The organism is Pseudomonas sp. PvP089, assembly GCF_017875165.1.
GTDB classification, from domain to species: Bacteria; Pseudomonadota; Gammaproteobacteria; order Pseudomonadales; family Pseudomonadaceae; genus Aquipseudomonas; species Aquipseudomonas fortuita.
The window spans coordinates 2908890-2929089 of sequence record NZ_JAGGME010000001.1; the positions used below are offsets into that span (position 1 = coordinate 2908890).

Genomic DNA, 20200 nt, shown 5'->3' on the forward strand with positions numbered 1-20200 from the left:
CTCAGGGCAATCGGCTACCGCAGTTGTCAAATTTAAAAGCGAGAATTTTCAGTGGGTGATGTAAGCACTCCGAATCCTGCGTTGGCGTTACTTGCCCCAGCTAAGCAACGTTTGACCATCCCTGCGCTAACCCTTGCTGAAGCTGACGAAATTCCAGTTGAGACACTGATACGCTTTGCCATGCGAGACGGTCGGCGTCCGCGTCCTATCTACACCGCCCATAAGTGGTTTGCCCGCCGCCTGCCCTCCGTGTTTCGAAGCTTGCTAATTGGAGTGACGAGTGCGCCGGGGGCTGACTTTGAATCGCTGTATTACGGAGCTGCTGACCTACAAGGGCTTACCGTATTGGACCCGTTTGTAGGTGGTGGCACCTCGGTATTTGAAGCCTTTCGCTTGGGTGCTAACGTCCACGGCTGCGATGTCGATCCAGTCGCGTGTGCAGTCAGTCAACTCGAGCTCGATGCTGCCGACATGCCGGATTTGCAACCGGCCCTGGAGCAACTCAAGGCACGCGTGGGACAAAAGGTGCTCGAGTTCCATCGCTCCGGTGATGATCTCGTACTGCATCATTTCTGGGTGCAGCATGTCAGTTGCCAGCAGTGTTCGACTAGCTTCGATGCTCACCCCAGCTACATCCTCGCCGATGACGGAAAAGTGCGTCATGCTGTGTGCGCGCACTGTGACGAAGTGGCGACGCTTGTCTCTGGCACGCGGGCGTTTGATTGTACCTCCTGCGGTCAACACACAGTGTGTGACGCAGGTCCGGGCAAGGGGGGGCGAGCGGCGTGTCCGAACTGTGGGCATGCGGAACCGTTGATTGACCACGGTCGTCGTAGCGGTGTCCCCGCTTGGCGGCTTTTTGCCGTCGAGACGATACCCCGCACCGATGACCGTCGGGTAGTGCCAATTGCCAATCGGGTGTTCAGGCGCGCCAGTGACGATGACCGTCAGCAGTACGCGGAGGCTTCCATGGTATTGCGCCGCGGTCTGGCCGAGGGCAGTCTCGCCTTACCGGCGGACCCGATTGAAGCTGAGGGTTGGTCTGATGAACGCTTGACCGCGTACGGCTACCGTCAATGGTCTCAGCTGTTCAATGACCGGCAACTTTTGCATTTGGCGTGGCTATTGAAAGAAATAACCGAATTGCCGGACCCGGTTCGATCATTCATAGCCATGGCATTCAGCGACCATCTGACGACTAACTGCATGATGGCTTCCTATGCTTATGGCTGGCGTCGTCTGACTCCACTCTTTTCTGTCCGCGCGTTTCGTCACATTCAACGGCCAGTGGAATTGAATCCTTGGGTCGAGCGGACGGGGCGAGGAAGCTTCCCTAACACTGTTCGTAAGTTGGGGCAGGCCGCCGCTTATGCTAGGTCCCCTAAAGAACCAAAGGCGACAGCGGAGTTCATTTCTGTTACGCGTCGATTGTCGAAGCGTCCAGGACGCATCCACCTCGGCAGCGCACGTGCACTGAGCTTTCTCAAAAGTGGCTCTGTCGACGTGGTCATGACAGACCCGCCTTACTTCGACAACATTGCGTATTCCGAGCTTGCTCAGTTCTTCACCCCTTGGCTGAAAGCACTGGGGGTGATCGGCAGTTTGCCCCGTGATCATGTCATGAGCGAGAGCCTGGTCGCACGCAAGCACCAGCCACAGAGTGTTCAACACTTCATCACCGGGCTGGGCGAGGCGTTCGCAGAGATTGAACGAGTACTGCGCCCCAAAGGGGTGGTAGCATTTAGCTATCGGCATACCGAAGCACCTGCGTGGTTAGCGCTAGCAGAGGCCATTGCTGCTACCGGCTTACACGTTACTCGTGTTCTGCCAATGCCTGGTGAAGTGGGTATGGGTTTGCATGGACAGGGCGAGCGCGGGCTGTGGGATGCCATCTTCATCCTGCGACGTGGCCGGCGTCTTGTGGGTGAGACGCAGGAACTGCTTGTCTCCCCAGCTGACCTCTTGGCCGCAGATGTGGCGGTTGCTGAATGGCGCGATCGATATGGTTGCCTGTCGATAGCCTTTAATGCAATTGACGCGATTGCTCTGAGGAGGGCCTTTCTTGTGGGGCAAGCCTTGGCCAAGAATAAAAAAGTCGGGCTTGATCACGTACCGCTCAAGGAGGCGTTGCGTTAGACAGCTCAATTGAAGTGGAAGGAAACGCCAGTGCCTTATCTCAGTAAGCGGGTTATCAGCAACTATTTTCGTACCGATTGTCCGCGCCAGCTGGCGTTGATGCTCTATCCCCACAACAAACAGTACGAGCCTGCGCGCAGCGTGCTTGAAATGCCGCCCAAGGCGGTGGGGCGTACGGGCATGAACGCGCTGACTGAGGAGGGTGGGCGTTGGGAGCAGGCCAAGCTCCATGACCTCGAGGTAACCTTTGGTGGTAGGGCGGTGCTTGGTATAAAGACCAATAACGACTACCAAGACCAAAAACTGTCGACGGTCATCGCGCACGCATTGCCCGGTATGTTCCTCGTACGGCCGGAATTCCAGGTTGGTGAGACGTTTACGCGAGCGTTGACCATTGACGAGATGAGTGTCACTAACGAACTCGCCTTTGCAAACCTCATTCCCGATTTGATCCAGGTGATTGCACCGGAGGACATTGAGCGGATCGTTCACGCTGATGGCACCGTGCATCCTGCCGATGGTCGGGTAGGGCTTCGGGTCATTGACATCAAAATGACAGCCGAACCTAGTGCCTCGTATTTTGCCGAGATCACCTACTACTCGCTTGCGCTCGCCGGCTGGCTGCAGGATCAGGGATTCGCCGACCGATTCGCCGTGGTTGCCGAGGCGGCGATCTGGCCTGGTTCGCACGATGCGGCTGAGATCGTCAAGCTACAAGCGGCCAGGCGCGAGGAGGGTAGGCAAGCCTCGGATGCGGAGCTGCGAGCAGCTCTGCAACTGGACATCGAAACCCTGGAAATCGAAGTATTCGCTCCGCGGCTGCGTTACTTTTTCAACGTTGAACTGCGTACCGCCCTCCAGAGGCCTTGGCGCGGCCAGGACTATCACGTCAGTACCGCTTGCAGCGGCTGTGAATATTTGGGCTACAGCTGGAACCCGGATGTTGTGCCTCATGCTGAGCATTGCATACCGCGTGCAGCATCGGATGGTCACCTGAGCTCGATTGCTTTCTTGCCTCGGGGTGCACGACGGGCCTTGGGCGATCGTGCAGTGACCCAGGCAGAAACCTTGGCGGGCCTATCTGCTGATGATGAGGCGTTTGATTGTCACCCGCGGTTACGAGCGGCGCGCACGGTCGTGGCGGGCAGGGCACAGGCCCTCTCTACTAAAGTCAGCAGTATCCCTTCAGGCTCGGGTACCTCTGCAGTGCTGCCTAGCTGGTCGGACCTCAGCCTGTACCTCTCCGCAGACTTTGACGTCGGAAGTGGTTTGACGCTGGCGTTCGGCATAGGCGGTTTCTCCAGGATTAATGGCGAGACCGAGCGCGTCGATGCGCAGGTATTCGTGAATGACATTCGCAGCATTGAGAGCGAGCGCCGAGAGCTGCTGAACTTCCTGACTTACCTGAGCAAAGCGCTGAGCGCTGCGCTGAAGGCAGAGCCCAAGGCTACTGTCCAGATCTACCTCTGGGACTCGGTGACGTATGAGCACCTAATCCGGGTCATTGGCCGCAACTTGCAGTACATCATGGCCGATAGCAACCTTAAAAAGCTGGCCTGGCTGTTCCCTGGCGACGAGTTGATCGAAAACGCAAGCTACCGCTCCGCAAATGCGCCCATCACCATCGTGCGAAACGCGGTGCAAGCCTTGGTCGCGGCCCCGATTCCCCATTACTACTCGTTGTTGGCTCTGGCGCGCGAGTTCCGGCCGCCGATCAAGCCTGACCAAACACCCTTCGAGTTCCGAGTTCCCACCATTTTCGAGGATCCCTTATCCGACCAAGTGCCGTCAGAGCGGGCTCATGAAATTTGGACCCGGATGGGTGCCCCCCGCCCTTGGAGTCAGCAGGTCACCCAGCTCAGATCGACGGTCATTACCAAGTTGCGCGCGACGGCGTCGATTGTTAATCGCTTGCGCGTGGAGCTAAAAGGTGCTCTGCGCAGCCGATCGCCGAAGATCGCCGATATCAAAGCACCGTCTATGTTGGACAAGGTCAGCGCGGATGGGCAGGTCTGGTTTGCTTACGCCAAACTGAACGCTCAGGTGGCGGCACTTGAACAAACCATCACCATGGCCACTCCGGTACACGAGCGCGAGGCGCGCTACCTGGCGGCCCGACTCGAGCGCGAGCTGGTGGGGACTGAGGCTCATCAGGCAGCAATGTCGCTGGGGGTCGCTCAAGCGCCCGGCGTTCGGATTTATCGGCTTGGTCAGCATTCTCGGGAAGCGAAGTTCGAACCGGGCGACTTCCTCTGCGCTCTGTCGCCGGCGTCCATGGGCGATTTTCATATGAAGCGGGTGGGTGATGTGACCGGCGGTCAACCGTTGCCACCCGGGATCAAGCTGAACCCGTACGGTTACGCAACATCGTTAACCCGAACCAAGATTCTGGCGATTGACCGTGACAAGCGTTGTATTGCAGTGTATCTGGACCCGGAGGTTGATGATTTTCTGCGCTCGATCGAACCGAATCTAGATTTGAGTCGAGACGTGGTGTTGGACAAGTTGGTGACCGACTACTTGACCAAACGCTTGGAAACGGCACTGAAGGCAATTGGTAATCCCCCGCTCGCCGTAAAGGCGGGAATCTCGACTTTGCAGGTACTGGGCAAGCCGGCCGTCAAGAAAGTCAGCGCTTCGGTCCCGGTCGAAGAGGTGTTGTGGAATACCGCAACGCTGGCACATACCCCGACGGAGCGAAGCGTAACCAGGATTCGACCGCGCCTCGAAGGCTATGGCGTCAGATTGAATGACAGCCAGTGGGTTGCCCTGCGTCAGGCGGTGGAGCAGCGCCTGGCATTAATCTGGGGGCCTCCGGGTACTGGAAAGTCCGAGACGTTGCGGGCGATTCTGCTCGGACTGCTAGTGGACTCGCAGCAAACGGAGAATCCAATACGTATTCTGGTCACCAGCAATACCTACGATGCCACCGACAACGTCGTGGTGAAGGGTTTCAAAAGGATCTTGGAGTTAGGGGCGCAAGAGACCGGGGCGGTGCAGTTGGTACGCTTGCGTTCTGGTGCTAAGGCGGCGTCGAAGGAGCTGGCAGCGGAGATTGATCTGCTGAATGATCCTATGGATCCCAAAGTTCGCGAGTTGCATGCGACGCTGCGAGCGAAACTCTGCAGTGTCATCGTGTCGGCACCGCCGCAGCAGGTCACCAAGTTCGCGGCTGTCAACAACAATGCGGCAGAACCATTGTTTGATGTTGTGTTGATCGATGAAGCTTCGCAAATGGATATGGCGAATGCAGTCCTCGCCCTGGCTCCCATTGCATCCAATGGCGCCGTGATTGTAGTGGGTGACCCTAAGCAATTGCCGCCTATTCAGCAAGTTGAACCGCCCGTTGGTCTCGAGAAACTGGTGGGTTCGATTTATGACTTTGTGGCTGATCATCGCGGTGTTAAACCGGCCAGTCTGTTGGAAAACTACCGTTCCAATGCGGCCATTGTGGGGTTCAGCCGCTTTGCGGGGTACCCGGCAGAATTGAATGCATTCTTCCCTGATTTGCGGATCGCAACAGACGTACCGCTACCGAAGGTGCGCCCCCAGGATTGGCCACCCAGTATTGAGTTCGCCGAAGAATTGTCGATGCTGCTGGATCCGGCGCAACCTATTTCCGCATTTATTTACCCTGAGGGTAGAAGCAGTCAATGGAACGACTTCGAGGCGCAAACGGTCGCGGCAATGCTCGTGCTGCTGCGGCGGCATCTTATGAAGAATTTGGCCAACCTACCGGATGCAGTCGGGAACGATCTGCATGATGCGGAAAGTTTTTGGAAGAGCGGCGTCGGCGTGGTCACGCCACACCGAGCACATAAGGCACTGGTGGTATCTCGTTTGCAGGCATTATTCGGACCAATGGGTGACGACGCTCAGTTGATTCGTGATGCCGTGAACACCGTCGAACGTTTTCAAGGCCAGCAGCGAGATGTCATCATTGCCAGCTATGCATTGGGAGACCCCGATGCCATTGCCGACGAAGACGAATTTCTACTGTCACTCAATCGCTTCAATGTTATGTCGTCCCGACCGCGAGCGAAGTTGATCGTACTGGCCAGTCAGGAGGTCATCAACCATCTGCCGGGTGATATCAAGATCATGCGCGACTCCAGATTGCTCAAGTACTTCGCCGAGACTTTCCTCGACAGCCGCGCGGACATGTCGATACCATTTAAAGAGGGCGAGGGGATCATCAACCGACGTCAAGGCTCGTTCCGCTGCAAGCAGCCTCAGTCGTAAGCTCACCAGGCAGGCGGATTCATGCTCCGCCTGCTGCCGCGGCATATGAGAAAGCGCTGAAGCTAGCCGACCGCAGGAAGTGCGGGATGATTGAACTGCGCCAGCAATACATTGAATTGAGCATTAATAGCATTACGCTGAGCATCAAATGCCGCGCCCGCCTGAGCCGTTGCGAACATGCATCGATTGGCGAAAGGGTCAATTTCGCCAGAGGCGACATGTTTACGGAAAAGCTGACGAAGCAGGCGCAATTGGTGGTAGATCGCTGCCAACTGACTAGCCATAATTTTGTCACTGTACGAAAATCTAGGCTTCGTAGATAGGGTGCCGCTGATATGGCCCGTGTTGATGGCCTCGATTAAATCAGTAATGGCATCTTGGAAAGCATTGAGGTTAACTTCCCATTGCCACGGGTCTTGCAGCGCAGGGCGATCCATCAAATTACGAAGCTTAAGAATAGCGTCTTCATCAGACATCTGCTCAACCGCTGAAGCATTCTGACAGTAAGTGATCTCACGCTTCATCACATCCACGATGGCTTGTAGGGCTGTCGTGGACTGTTTGGTGATGTCGTGGACCAGTGAAGCGAGATCAATGACGTCTGTTTTTCCATTAAAAGTAACAGTTGGTGGAACTGAGATTGTACTGTAAGTTCCAGTTCGCTTCCCAATAATAAGTACTTTTAGTGTCGAGTAGGTGCTGCCCAGCCCATGGTTGGCGAAATTATCTACGGTTTTCTGAATTTTTGCCGCCTGGCGTTGCGCTGTGACTTGAATCGCCAACTTGCGGTGAGGATCGCAAAGGTCAATGGCTGCGGCGTTAAGCCGGGTGTGGTTCGCATTCGTGAGCTGGTAGCCGTAGACCTGGTTAAGAAGCTGTTGGAAGAAATGTTCAGATGCAATGTGATGATCGAAAAAATGGACTTTTCCCAAGAGTTCTGCTTGTACACTGATTCTCGTCAGATTCTCAATGATGTACTTCATTAGTTTTTCATGGGCCAGCATGGAGCACCTAAGTCGTAGTGTTGAGAAACGCTCAGATTAACATCGCCCCGCTCTAGTGCACAGTCTTGATTGGAGCAATGCCGAATGGATCGTTCTAGATAATGCATGTGAGCGAAATTTTTAATGTGCGGGGAAGCCTTGTGTTCGAAAACTACGGCTAGTCATCGAGAGCTAGGTGTGCTTTCCATTTGGTTGTCAAGGATCGATAACCGGCTTATCACTCATCGTTGGCTGCTCAGACTGGCTTGAGCATATGCCTCGCCGGTGTAGTTTGGACAGACGTTCACCAGCTACTAGCAAGTCAGGACAAAGCGACCAGATCCGAGCGGAACAGCCGCTACGAAGCCCGGATCGACTCAATTGTGAACCACCGGGCTGCGCGACCTTCGATGACTGCTCGTTTGTTAGCTCATTTGCTGAGCAAAAAAATTCCCAATCTATGTACAATTTGGATCGGTAACATACGCGCCGCAAAGCCCATTCCGTTGCTCATGGAGAGAACAATTGCATACATACAAACTGCCCAAAAAGGTCCTCAAAAACTGGTTGGTCGGGTACCCGTCTACAAAGGGTGCGGATTCCACGCTGACTCGGACACCCATTCCACGCGCATCCGGACAGTGATTCCACGCTGATCCGGACACTCATTCCACGAGCATCCGGACACCGACTCCACGGTCATCCGGACACTTTTCTGGCAGGCAGCCACGCAGGATTTATTCACTACCATCGATCTCTTTTTCGAAGCAGAGAGGTCGTTGTGGAGCGTTTCCATGCGTAAAATCCGAGAGGTGTTACGCCTCAAGTTCGACTGCGGCCTGTCCGTGCGCAAGATCGCCCGCAGCCTGGGCATTGGCCACAGCAGTGCCGGTGATTACCTCTGCCGTTTTGCCGCCAGCGGCCTCACCTGGCCCTGTTCGTTGTCCGATGCCGAGTTGGAGCAGCAACTGTTCCCGCCGGCCCCGGCGGTTGCCAGTGAGAAGCGGCCTTTACCCGATTGGGCATGGGTGCATGCCGAACTGCGCCGCCCCGGGGTGACCCTGGCGCTGCTCTGGCAGGAGTACCGCCTGAGCCAGCCTCAGGGCTTTCAGTACAGCTGGTTCTGTGAGCACTACCGAGCCTGGCAGGGCAAGTTGGACGTGGTGATGCGTCAGGAGCACCGCGTCGGCGAGAAGCTGTTCGTCGACTATGCCGGCCAGACGGTGCCGGTTATCGATCGCCACAGCGGCGAGATCCGCCAGGCGCAGGTGTTCGTCGCGGTGCTCGGCGCGTCCAGCTACACCTTCGCCGAAGCCACCTGGTCGCAGCAGCTGCCGGACTGGCTAGGCTCCCATGCCCGCTGCTTCGCCTTCCTCGGCGGCGTGCCGGAGATCGTGGTGCCGGACAACCTGCGCAGCGCGGTGAGCAAGAGTCACCGCTACGAGCCGGACATCAACCCGAGCTACCGCGATCTGGCCGAGCACTATGGCGTGGCGGTGGTGCCGGCGCGGGCACGCAAACCGCGCGACAAGGCCAAGGCCGAAGTCGGCGTGCAGGTGGTCGAGCGTTGGATCCTCGCCGCACTGAGGAATCGGCAGTTCTTCTCCCTGGATGAACTCAACACGGCCATCGCCGGGCTGCTGGAGCGGCTCAACCAACGCCCGTTCAAGAAGCTGCCGGGCTCCCGGCAGTCGGCCTTCGACAGCCTGGATCGTCCGGCGCTGCGCCCCCTGCCGGAGCAACCCTACGTCTACGCCGAGTGGAAGAAGGCGCGGGTGCACATCGACTACCACGTCGAGGTCGATGGGCATTACTACTCGGTGCCGTATCAACTGGTGAAGAAGCAGCTGGAGGTGCGCCTGACGGCGCGCACCGTCGAGTTTTTCCACGCCAACCAGCGAGTGGCCAGCCACCTGCGCTCAATGCACAAGGGCAGGCACAGCACGCAGGCCGAGCACATGCCCAAGAGCCATCGCGAGCATGCCGAGTGGACGCCGCAACGGCTGATCCGCTGGGCCGAGCAGACCGGGCCGAACACCGCCGGCGTGATCCGGCACATCCTCGAACGGCGCATCCATCCGCAGCAGGGCTACCGGGCCTGCCTGGGCATCCTGCGCCTGGGTAAAACCCACGGTGAGGCGCGTCTGGAGTTGGCCTGCCGTCGCGCCATCAGCCTCGGCACGTGCAGCTACAAGAGCCTCGAATCGATCCTGCGCCAGGGGCTGGAAAACCTGCCGCTAGCTCAAACCAACCTGCCGCTACTACCGGACGACCACGCCAACCTGCGCGGATCCGCCTACTACCACTGACCCCAAGGAATCCCACCATGCTGCCCCATCCGACCCTGGACAAGCTGCAAACCCTGCGCCTGCACGGCATGCTCAAGGCGCTGAATGAACAACTGAAAACCCCGGACATCGACAGCCTGAGCTTCGAAGAACGCCTCGGCCTGCTGGTCGACCGCGAGCTGACCGAACGCGATGACAAGCGCCTGAGCAGCCGCCTGCGCCAGGCCCGGCTCAAGCACAACGCCTGCCTCGAAGACATCGACTACCGCAGCCCGCGCGGACTGGATAAGGCGCTGATCCTGCAACTGAGCAGTGGTCAGTGGCTGCGCGACGGCCTCAACCTGATCATCGGCGGCCCCACCGGTGTCGGTAAAACCTGGCTGGCCTGCGCCCTGGCCCACCAGGCCTGCCGGGAGGGCTACAGCGTGCGCTACCTGCGCCTGCCACGTTTGCTGGAAGAACTGGGTCTGGCCCATGGCGACGGCCGCTTCGCCAAGCTGATGAGCAGCTACGCCAAGACCGACCTGCTGATCCTCGACGACTGGGGCCTGGCCCCGTTCACCGGCGAGCAACGGCGCGACATGCTGGAGCTACTGGACGACCGTTACGGCCAGCGCTCGACCATCGTCACCAGCCAGATGCCGGTGGACAACTGGCACGAACTGATCGGCGATCCGACCCTGGCCGATGCCATCCTCGACCGCCTGGTGCACAACGCTTATCGGATCAATCTGAAGGGTGAATCAATGCGCAAACGGACGCAGAAATTGACGACGCCAGCCAACCCGGACTAACAATGCCACCCCTGCGTCGCTGCGCTCCGACTGCCTGTCCGAATGAGCGTGGAACAGGTGTCCGGATCAGCGTGGGCTGAGTGTCCGAATGGCGTGGAATCCGCAACAAAGGGCAGCTATGGTCATTTGTTGCTTGAGCAGGTTGGAGCTAGCGACGCAGCGTTGGCAGCGGCATTTCGGCCATACTTTGAATCGGCACACCTGGACGCAAGAAAGCACTTTCACGAAGAAATTTGTATCGATTTACACCCTGATGCGGGGAGCGCCGGTTCTCACGCTACTTATCCCAAATGCTTGCCTATCGTTGCGCGAAGAGGGCTGTTCGGTGAGGTGATGGCGGGGATGCTTACTGAGCACTACACCTACGTCGGTAAACACGAATGGCAGGTCCCGATCTTCCTCTTTCGTCACCATGAGGACGCCAAACAGTATCTTTTTGCGCTGGCACGAGACGCTCAGCTTACGCGCCAGATGCTGGGTCGCCACGGATCAGACTTCCTGGCAATAGCCTTGGATGCTGACGGAAAGGTGAAGCGGTACCTTGCTGGTGAGGCTAAATGGCGAAAGACGCTTGGTAAAGCTGTCGTACAGAGCTTATTGAAAGACGCCGATGGCAAGGGAATTTGGTACCAGCTCAGTGAGCGCGACAAGAACATACCGCATGGAATGCGACAGCTTCAGAAATTGCTCAAGGAATCCGATCCGAAAAAGTTCCAGGCCGCTATTTTTTCGATCGATCAGGCCTTGCTGCTCAACAACGCAACCCCCATTCCACGAACAAATCTTGTCTTCATTTGTGGTAACGACTTCAAGGGCAGGGAGTCAGCGACCCCCATAATCGACTGGAAAAAAATGCCCAAAGACTATAAATCGGAGCACGATCTTCAGGTAGTCGAGCTGATTTTGTCGGGTGGAGGTGAGGACCTGATAGATATGATTTATGAGAGCCTTTGGAATGGGGTCTAAGGCATGACTGATTTTGAGGAAAAACGACTAAATCTTGCGGAGCAAGTACGCCTCGGTATAGCGAGCGAAAACCGTCTCCACCCTGAGCATGCTCGGGCTTTCGTTCGTGGGTTACAAACGACTTGGCGTGTACCGCCCATTCAGTGGCATGAGGGCGAGTCGGAAAAGCTAATCCATGACGCAAATAGGCTGATACACGCCGCCGAGATTTGTCGCGAACTGGATGGACCAGAATCAGAATCTGCCAAAGATTGCTTTCGTAGAGCCGCTGAACTACTTGAATGGCTCACACGGATGCAGGAGGAGCCTTCAAGCTTTGCTCCTGCAGGGCTGCTGGCTGCTGCGGCATTTCAGCTCGGGGGGCTGCCAGCGATGGCAACGGCCCTTTTAGGGCAGTTGGAGATTGCTGATGATGGCACTCGGTTACTTTCGAAGTTTCTTAGCGGAGATTTTAATGGGGTTGTTGAGGGGGCTTTAGCTTTCTGGCGGCAGAATCCCCACTTGACAGAGCGTGAATCTTCTATGCGGTTGTTAGCGGATAGGGAACCAGCGGAAGCAGAGGCGTCAGGAGAACTTGGGACCTCCCGCGAAGCTGGAAGCCTTGAATGGTACTTTGTTGTGGAGCTGGTGCGCAGTTTGGGTGTCATAGCATCCTCGCTGATGCAAGGCGACAGCGGTCGCACGCAGCAGGGCCTTCGAAAGTTAAAGGCGCTCGACAAAATGGCTACCCGAGCATATGGCGATGAGCTCTCTATGCTCATTTCGCTATTGGCAACCGTCGCCGAAAGCTACAGCTCTTCGAGCATTTATGGCCCAATTTTGCAGCTGGCCGAGATTAAGCCGGAGCGAGTGGATCGCCTGCGCAGATTTGCTCGTGACCAGTTCGGACGGGGGCGCGGCATCCTGTGGCCTTCCCAGATCCGCGGATTGGAGCGTTTGCTCAATTCTGCCTCGTTCGCCCTCTGTACTCCGACAGGCTCAGGGAAGACGTTGGTGGCCAACCTTGCGCTGGTTAAAGAACTGATGCTTGCGCCGGACGATCAGTCTGGGCCGCTTGCCCTCTATCTGGTGCCTTCCAGAGCTCTAGCGGGAGAGGTGGAAGCCAAGCTAGTCAGTGAGCTGGGTAGTGATCTTGTTGTTACAGGTCTTTATGGTGGTTCCGATTGGGGGATTACTGATTACTGGTTGAGGGCCGACAAGCCAACAGTCCTGATCGCCACAGTCGAGAAGGCTGACGCCATAATGCGCTATGTCGGCCCATTGATCGTTGCTCGCCTGCGGCTTCTGATTGTTGATGAGGCACATCAGGTCGTAGTCGCTGATCGCGATAGAGCAGAGGTGGACTTCGCGGAACATAGCAGTCGCACGTTGCGTCTAGAGAGTTTTGTTTCGCGACTGTTAGCTCGAGCGCCGAAAATTGCGCGCGTTGCTCTGACTGCTGTCGCCGGCGGGGCAGCAACGCCTGTCGCCTGTTGGGTTGAAGGAGTAAGGGAAGCTGAGCCTATTGGCGCAAACTACAGAAGTACGCGACAACTCATAGGAACGCTCGCTGCAACTTCGGGCGAAGCGGGGCAGATGAGCTTCGACTTGCTGAACGGGGCAGAACTCCAGGTTCGAGGTCGAGATGAGTCAGTTTACATTCCACTGCGCATAGCCCCGATGCCGCAGTTGCCAGCGACGATGCGTAACAGCATCGCTCGCTATAACGAAGTGAATGTCTTGTGGACCGCAATGCATTTGGTGGAGGGAGATCGTCGCGTCTTGATTTCCATAGCCCAGCAGCCTGAACTGACAATGAAGTGGTTTAAGGAAGCACTTGAGTTACCTCAATGGCGTGATGCCTGTCGATTCTCGGGCCCGACAGACCCTGAAGCAATCCTTCTATTTAAAGCAGCCAGAGCAAGCTGCGTGGATTACTGTGGCAAAACATCCTATGAGGTCTCATTGCTGGATCATGGCATTGCTACAAGCCACGGTCAGATGCCTCAGCGCCTTCGAAGACTGATGACGGCCCTTATCGATCGCAGGATCTGTACGATTACAGTTGCTACTGCAACCCTGACGGAAGGCGTTAATCTGCCGTTCGATCTTATTCTAGTTCCATCGATAACGCGGCGATCGTTTGACCCGACCAAAAACCAATCCAAAGTTAACCCCTTATCTGCGGCAGAATTTAGAAATCTCGCCGGCCGCGCCGGCCGACCAGGAGCATCTCAAGGTCAGGAGGGTATAACGCTTGTGGCGCTACCCACCAAGCCGTCAACGACAGCATCAGGGCAGATCCGAACTCAGCTGGGGCAGATAAAGGAGTTGCGAAAGCACTATAATGATTTGCTGGATAGACTCCGCTCAGAAGAGAAGGAGCGCAATGAGGTGCTGAGTCCTCTGACGTTGTTACTGGAGGCGATTCGGGAAAAAGCGCAAACTTTGCTTGGAGTTGATGAGGAGTACTTCCTGGACTGGCTCGAAGAGACGGCGCCTGACGATATCAGCGTAAAGGCTGGTTTAGTTGATGCTGATGATGAGTCTAGGCTTGCGGATTCTCTAGATGAGCTTGATGGCGTATTGCTGACGGCTATAGAAGAGCTGGCAACAGTTGGGGCGCGGGTGGACTCTCCTGCCAAGACAGAAGCTTTGCTTAAAAAAGTATGGAAGTACACGTTCAGCAAGGTTGTGAGCGCTGAAGAAGCTTGGCTAGAGCGGGCATTCGTACGACGTGGGCAAGGTATTGTTGGCACGCTATATAGCGATACCGATGAAAGGCGACGTCTATATCAGTATGGCTTCACTCCGTACGTGGGTCGAAGGTTTGAACGCATTGCGCCGAAAATTAGTGAGATACTGAAGATGGCGCAGGGCTATGGCTCCTCCGGTCCAAAGCAGCGTCTTGATCTCTTTAAGCGCTTGGGGCTTTTAGTATCCAAGGATCCTGGGTTTGGCTTCCGGGTACGTTCCAGTGTGGCCGATCAAGGACTACTCAAAAGCTGGAAGTCTCTGCTTGCGTGGTGGATGTGCGCGCCAGATGCAAAGGTACCATCTGCTGAGAACCTACGATCGTGGCAGCGTTTTGTATCGGATAACTTGGAGTTTCGACTAGGGGTTGCGATAGGCGCCGTAGTAGCGCGTGCATGGTCCGAGGGTGCCGACGATCCGAGCTCCGTCCCGTCTCTAAAAGAGTGGAAAGAGATCACGGGACTGCCGTGGTTCGGTTTCTGGGCTAGAGAGATGTTGCGATGGGGAACACTTGAGCCGTTCGTCGCGTTCGCTCTAGCGCAGGGTCTAGCGGGTACGCGCGATGAGGCTCAGGTTCTTCGACAAGAATTCAAAAACTGGATGGAGGAAAATTATACGGATATCGAGTCGGAAGACTGGATTGACCCTCAGTACTTTCTACAGTGGCAGCAGAGCTTACCGTTGTCCATGAAAGAGTCCTCTCAGCCTCAGAAACTAGGGGCCCAATTAACTGGGACCGACGGCCACAAAGGCCTTTATAGGGTGTTGCCATTGCCAAACCGTGAGGAAATAATCTGGCTCGATGCCTCTGGATTTGAATTGGCTAGGAGTACGACGCGTGAGGACATAGCTGGTATTTCGTATCGCGATGATTACGAGCTGAAAGTTTCACGAGGTATGAGTTACGTGCGTCGAGTTTTCCGAAGCTCCTGACATGCCCAATGCTGCTAATTGATCACTTTGATGGTTGCCGTCTGAACTCTGTGCGTGGGGGTTGGATTTCAAGGCAAATGCTGATGTGCTGGTGATGCGATCCCGCGCCGAGTACGTGAGGGTGCAGCGGGATGAACGCCGGCTGAATAGCCGCGGTTTTCTGATTGTGCAGCCGAATCTTTTTGTGGACGGGGTTGGCATTGAGGCTGTAGACCAAGGCGATGTCTGAACGACCTGGGCTTTGAGATTTGCTGTAGGTGCGGCGCTAAGGTGGCACGGGAAATCCGCTTGATGGGCCAGAAATGGTGTCCACTTAATTAGGTGGACACCATGGCCTTCGGCGGTCGCGACAGGAAGATGTGTTGGCCGGACGGATACGCTTATCACTCTTCGTTGGCTGCTGGGGCTAGCTTCAGCATAACTGCCGCCAGCCCTTGGGACCTAGGCACGACTCACTCAGAAACCAGGGGCGCTCTGGTTTCTGAATGTTCAATGCGCCTCACTCCAGGACCGACTAATAGCCGTAAACAGCCAGGGGCTTCGAACCGCTGGATATGAATGCTTGCACACCGGGTGACTTCCTTGCGTCAAGCCAGCCTGAAACGGCTGACCAGCACCTGCTGATGCTCGGCGAGTCGCGCCAGTTCCTGGCTGGTGACAGCAGTCTGCTGTGCGCCGGCGCTGACCTGGATCACCAGGTCGTTGATGCCCGTGACGTTACGGTTAATATCTTCGGATACGGCGCTCTGTTCCTCGGCGGCTGACGCGATCTGAATGTTTCGGTCGTTGATGCTCGCGACACCTTCGTTTATCGCAGCAAGCAGTTCACCGGCACGGCCGATTCGGCGGGCTCCGTCCTGAGCCTTGGCCAGGGTCACGTGCATGGACGTGCTCGCTCGGTCGGACCCGGCTTGCAGGTTGCTGATCATTTGCTGGATGCTGCCGGTCGATTCTTGAGTCTTCTGGGCCAGGGTGCGCACTTCCGATGCGACAACGGCGAAGCCTCGGCCATGGTCACCGGCGCGCGCCGCCTCGATGGCCGCATTCAAGGCCAGCAGGTTGGTTTGCTCGGCAATGTCCCGAATGACATCCAGTACCGAGGAAATCGTATCGCTCTCCTGTTTCAGTTCGCCGAGGATGGTCGCGGTATGCTGCGCTTGTGCCGACAACTCACGAATCAATCCTACGGTGCTTTCGATCTCGCTGCGTCCCTGGGCCGTACTAGCATGAATTTGTTGCGACAGGTTCGCAGCAGCGCTAGTGCTCTGGGCCACTTCACGTACTGTGGCGCTCATCTCGTTGATGGCGGTCGCCACCAGTTCGGTGCTCTGACGCTGTTGCTCGACGCTGCGGCTGGTCTGCAGGGTGACCGCAGAGGACTCATCGGCAGCAGTGGCCACTTGAGCGGTCGCGTGACCGATCTCCTGGATGATGTCGGTGATTTCGTGGGCCATGCGGTTGAGGTTGTCAGCGATATGGCCAAACTCATCCTGGCTGCGATAGCGAGTCCTGGCGGTGAGGTCACGTTCGGCAAGGCTTGCCAGTACAGCATTGATGTCCCGTACGGCCCCGCCGATCGTGCGGATGATACGCCACGAGAACAGCCCGGCTAGCAGCACTGCCGCCAGTGTACCGGCAAGCGTCAGCCACAATGCGCGCTTGGCATGCTGGAGCGCCTGGTTGGCCAATGCGGCGACATTGGCCGCCAATGCATGTTCCACCGTGCTCATCTGGTCGATGCGTCGGGTCGAGGTTTCAAACCAGCTGTCGGGCTTGATGCCGAGGGGTTGACCCAGCGGTGTCTCGATGGCCACCCGCTGTAAGCGAGCTACTTCAAGGGCATCGGCTGTGTGCAGAACCGTCTCGAACTGCTTCAGGGAGGCTGCGGATGCTTGGCGACGGAAGCCGTCGGCATAGGCGGAGAACTCTCCCAGGTTGCGACTGAAACGGGACAAAAGCACTTCATTGAAATGGTCCTGGCTGAACACGATGCCAAGCAGCGCACGTTCCCGACCGGCGCGCTCCTTCAGTTCGATGAACTGGTTGAGTGCTGCGAGGGCATGCACGACGGCAATATCATTGACTTGGTTCTCCAGTGCCTGGGTAAAGCTGATCAATTGCTGGATCATGTTCGTGTAGCGGGTGCCGGATTCGCTACTATCGATCGCCAGTCGATCTATCTGTTCGCGGGTGTCGGCCAGGTGCTCGATAGCCGCAAGTAACTTCTCGTTATCATCCTGTTTTGCGTCGGGCAGGCGGCGCACAGCAGCAATGGCCTGGTCACTGTTCTTGCGCAGTTGTTGCAGGCGATCCTGCAGGCTGGTGCCGCGGCTACCAATGAAGATGCCACTGGCTCCCCGTTCGCGCTGCAGGGCGGTAATCAATTGACTCAGGCCATCGACAGTACTGCTCGCGCTGACGGTGGACTGCATGTCGCGCACGGCACGGTAGTTGTCAGTGGCATACAGGCTGGAGAGACACAGGAACCCCAGGAGTGGAAAGATCAATATCAGCAACAGCTTCAGGCGAAGGGGGGCATTGGACAGCATGCTTATGGCCTCAAAAAGAAGGAGAGCTATTCAGTAGGCATCTGAGCGTTCGGTCTCATACAAAGAACGTCTGCCTGGACAGCAACTGATGCCCGGTCGCGAGACCACTACTGGCCCTCCAATGGGGGACTGGCGGGAGTCCGGGACGCCGCTCGCAGCTACCAGTTCAGTGATGCAGGCCAGCCCGCAGGCGTTGGTCAAGGGACGCCCATGTCATGTCGGGGACCTAACTCACCTCTGCAAATACCTCGCCACCGATAAGCGTCAGCAGTGGGTCGGAGCTAACCGTGAGACCGATCATTGATCGAGTTGAAATGGTCGAGGTCCAGCAACATCGAATCGCCTCTGATTTCGCCATGACCCTTCAATTTTGTGCGACCTACAAATTCCCCTCAGGAGTCGCGCCAAGGATTGGCTGCGAAGTGCACGTTCGGATATGCACATCAAGCTGACTGATCTGGGCTGTTCGACGATGGTCGGCCCCCAGCCTTACGAGAAGCGGCTATGTGGCTACTTGTAGAAGCCTCAATATCACTCGACGAGGTCATCCACGATCTTGTGTGGAGGCCAAGTAGCGTCGTGCGATTCGATATGGCGAGCTCGTTCGCACCACAAACAGTGCACGCCGATAGGGGCAATATGTTCGCCTACGCGATGTGCAATGCCGGAGAGCGATCATTCGTCATCAGTTGGTGCTGTTCCGATTGGATGGAACGTGTTGCTGGCGAAAAGAGAGAATCGGAAAAGCTCGCTTGGTCCCTAAAAAGGGGGGGGCGCTGCAGTTTTGTGCATCGATCAGAGCAGTTGCACCTTTGGGGCGCAATAGGCTGGTGTATGTCTAACTCTTAGGCTCCCACGATCGGAGGCCGAGAGGCACTCGCCATCTAGGTAGTTACGCTGCAACTGAAATTTGAATGGCCTAGCCAATCTGGTCATAAGTCGGAGGGTGATAGCTTCATCTGGATTGCGCTTGCATTCGAGGAGCATGGTTCGGCGCGGCTTTTGCGCTGATGTGAGCGACGAAGAAATTCGCTGCATTCTTCGTCGCTCACATCGATCAGAGCAGTGGCTCAGTCAGTTGTCATACCATTGCTTCAGGCATTACTGATGCTACGAGCGGTGTTTGAGAAGCGCCACACCAGGTCAGACTATTCTGATCACATCAAGGTCAAATCTTGAGCTCGCCCATAACACTTAAGACTGCACGGTGAGCAATGTCGATTATCCGGTCGACTTCTTCTCGGGTGGTGACCAGTGGTGGTGCGAAGCCAAGGATTTCGCCATGCGGCATAGCACGGGCGATCAGACCGCGATCACGGGCCGCCTTGGAAATACGCGCACCGACTTTCAGCGACGGGTCCAGGCGCGTCTTGGTGAGCGGGTCGGCGACGAACTCTATGGCCGCCATCAAGCCCACGCCACGCACCTCACCCACGATCGGCAGCGCGCCGAAGGTTTCCTGCATGGACTTCTGGAAGTACTCGCCGACCCTTGCCGCGTTGCCCGGAATGTCTTCCTGCTCGACGATGTCCAGCACCGCATTGGCAGCTGCGACCCCGATGGGGTGACCGGAATAGGTGTAGCCGTGGGAGAACGCCCCCACTTTGTCCGCACCTTCCTCCATGACCTTGTAAACCTTCTCACCCACGATCGAGGCGGAGAGCGGCGCATAGGCTGAGGTCAGGCCCTTGGCTACCGTGATCAGGTCAGGCTCGATGTCGTACTTATCGCAGCCGAACATGGCGCCGGTACGGCCGAAGCCGGTGATGACTTCATCGGCAATCAGCAGGATGTCGTACTTTTTCAGGATCGGCTGAATGGCTGCCCAGTATCCAGCGGGTGGTGGGGTGATGCCGCCGGTACCCAGCACCGGCTCGGCAATGAATGCACCGATGGTGTCGGGGCCTTCGCGCAGGATCAGTTCCTCCAGCTCGTTAGCTCGACGCTGCGAGAACTGTTGTTCGGTCTCACCTGGTTCGGCACCCCAGTAGTAGTGCGCAGCGCCGGTTCGCAAGATACCGGAGACCGGCAGGTCCATGAAGTCGTGGTAGAACGACATACCGGTCATGGAGCCCGAAACGACTGAGCAGCCATGGTAACCGCGATCACGGGAAATGATCTTTTTCTTCTTCGGCAGACCACGCAGGTTGTTGTAGTACCAGACCAGCTTGGCTTGGGTTTCGTTGGCGTCGGAGCCCGACAGGCCGTAAAACACCTTGCTCATCTTGCCCGGGGCCATTTTTACCAGCCGATCGGACAGCCGCGCCAACTCGTCGGTGGTGTGCGCGGCATAGGTATGGTAGTACGCGAGCTTGTGGGCCTGGCGGGAGATGGCTTCGGCTACCTCGGTGCGGCCGTAGCCGACGTTCATGCAATACAAGCCGGCGAAGCCGTCGATGTACTCACGGCCGGTCGCGTCTGTGATGGTGATGCCTTTGCCGGTCTCGACGATTGTTGGGTCTCCCAGTTTCCCGGAAGCGAAGTCCTTCAGGTGGGTGAACGGGTGCAGTACCGCGCCACGATCCTGGGCCGAAACGAGGTCGATCTTTTGCTTATCCATGGTTGTTCTCCTGTTA

At 56.9% G+C, this 20200-nt stretch carries 9 protein-coding genes; 6 read left to right on the forward strand and 3 right to left on the reverse strand.

Annotated features, from left to right (window positions below; all coding sequences use genetic code 11):
* Positions 1-51 precede the first annotated feature (51 nt).
* On the forward strand, positions 52-2136 hold the full coding sequence (locus J3A71_RS13465) for a hypothetical protein (protein ID WP_146018917.1): 2085 nt from the start codon (positions 52-54) through the stop codon (positions 2134-2136).
* 30 nt (positions 2137-2166) lie between these two features.
* Positions 2167-6378 (forward strand): ATP-binding protein, encoded by a 4212-nt coding sequence (locus tag J3A71_RS31755; protein WP_012314168.1) that lies wholly within the window; start codon positions 2167-2169, stop codon positions 6376-6378.
* Between the two features lie 62 nt (positions 6379-6440).
* On the opposite strand, the gene J3A71_RS13475 is transcribed toward J3A71_RS31755, so the two are convergent.
* The gene (locus J3A71_RS13475; protein WP_012314169.1) at positions 6441-7382 is read right to left on the reverse strand and encodes an SMEK domain-containing protein; all 942 of its coding nucleotides are present in this window, start codon (positions 7380-7382) and stop codon (positions 6441-6443) included.
* Positions 7383-8155: 773 nt separating this feature from the next.
* On the opposite strand from J3A71_RS13475, the gene istA reads away from it, so the two are divergent.
* From istA to J3A71_RS13495, 4 genes are read left to right on the forward strand one after another with little or no spacing between them, the layout of a single operon-like run.
* Positions 8156-9670: an IS21-like element ISPpu7 family transposase gene (gene istA, locus J3A71_RS13480; protein WP_019437638.1), complete on the forward strand. Its 1515-nt coding sequence runs from the start codon at positions 8156-8158 to the stop codon at positions 9668-9670.
* Between the two features lie 17 nt (positions 9671-9687).
* Complete coding sequence (gene istB, locus J3A71_RS13485; protein WP_019437637.1) at positions 9688-10443, forward strand: IS21-like element ISPpu7 family helper ATPase IstB; 756 nt, start codon at positions 9688-9690, stop codon at positions 10441-10443.
* 42 nt (positions 10444-10485) lie between these two features.
* Positions 10486-11409: an aminotransferase gene (locus tag J3A71_RS13490; protein ID WP_209952962.1), complete on the forward strand. Its 924-nt coding sequence runs from the start codon at positions 10486-10488 to the stop codon at positions 11407-11409.
* A gap of 3 nt (positions 11410-11412) precedes the next feature.
* Positions 11413-15075 carry a DEAD/DEAH box helicase gene (locus J3A71_RS13495; protein ID WP_012314171.1) on the forward strand — a complete coding sequence of 1221 codons (3663 nt, stop codon included), beginning with the start codon at positions 11413-11415 and terminating at the stop codon, positions 15073-15075.
* A 587-nt stretch (positions 15076-15662) separates the two neighbouring features.
* On the opposite strand, the gene J3A71_RS13500 is transcribed toward J3A71_RS13495, so the two are convergent.
* Together J3A71_RS13500 and J3A71_RS13505 are read right to left on the reverse strand one after the other, a co-directional pair.
* Positions 15663-17624 (reverse strand): methyl-accepting chemotaxis protein, encoded by a 1962-nt coding sequence (locus J3A71_RS13500; RefSeq protein ID WP_012314172.1) that lies wholly within the window; start codon positions 17622-17624, stop codon positions 15663-15665.
* A 1168-nt stretch (positions 17625-18792) separates the two neighbouring features.
* Positions 18793-20184: an aspartate aminotransferase family protein gene (locus J3A71_RS13505; RefSeq protein WP_012314173.1), complete on the reverse strand. Its 1392-nt coding sequence runs from the start codon at positions 20182-20184 to the stop codon at positions 18793-18795.
* Positions 20185-20200 lie beyond the last annotated feature (16 nt).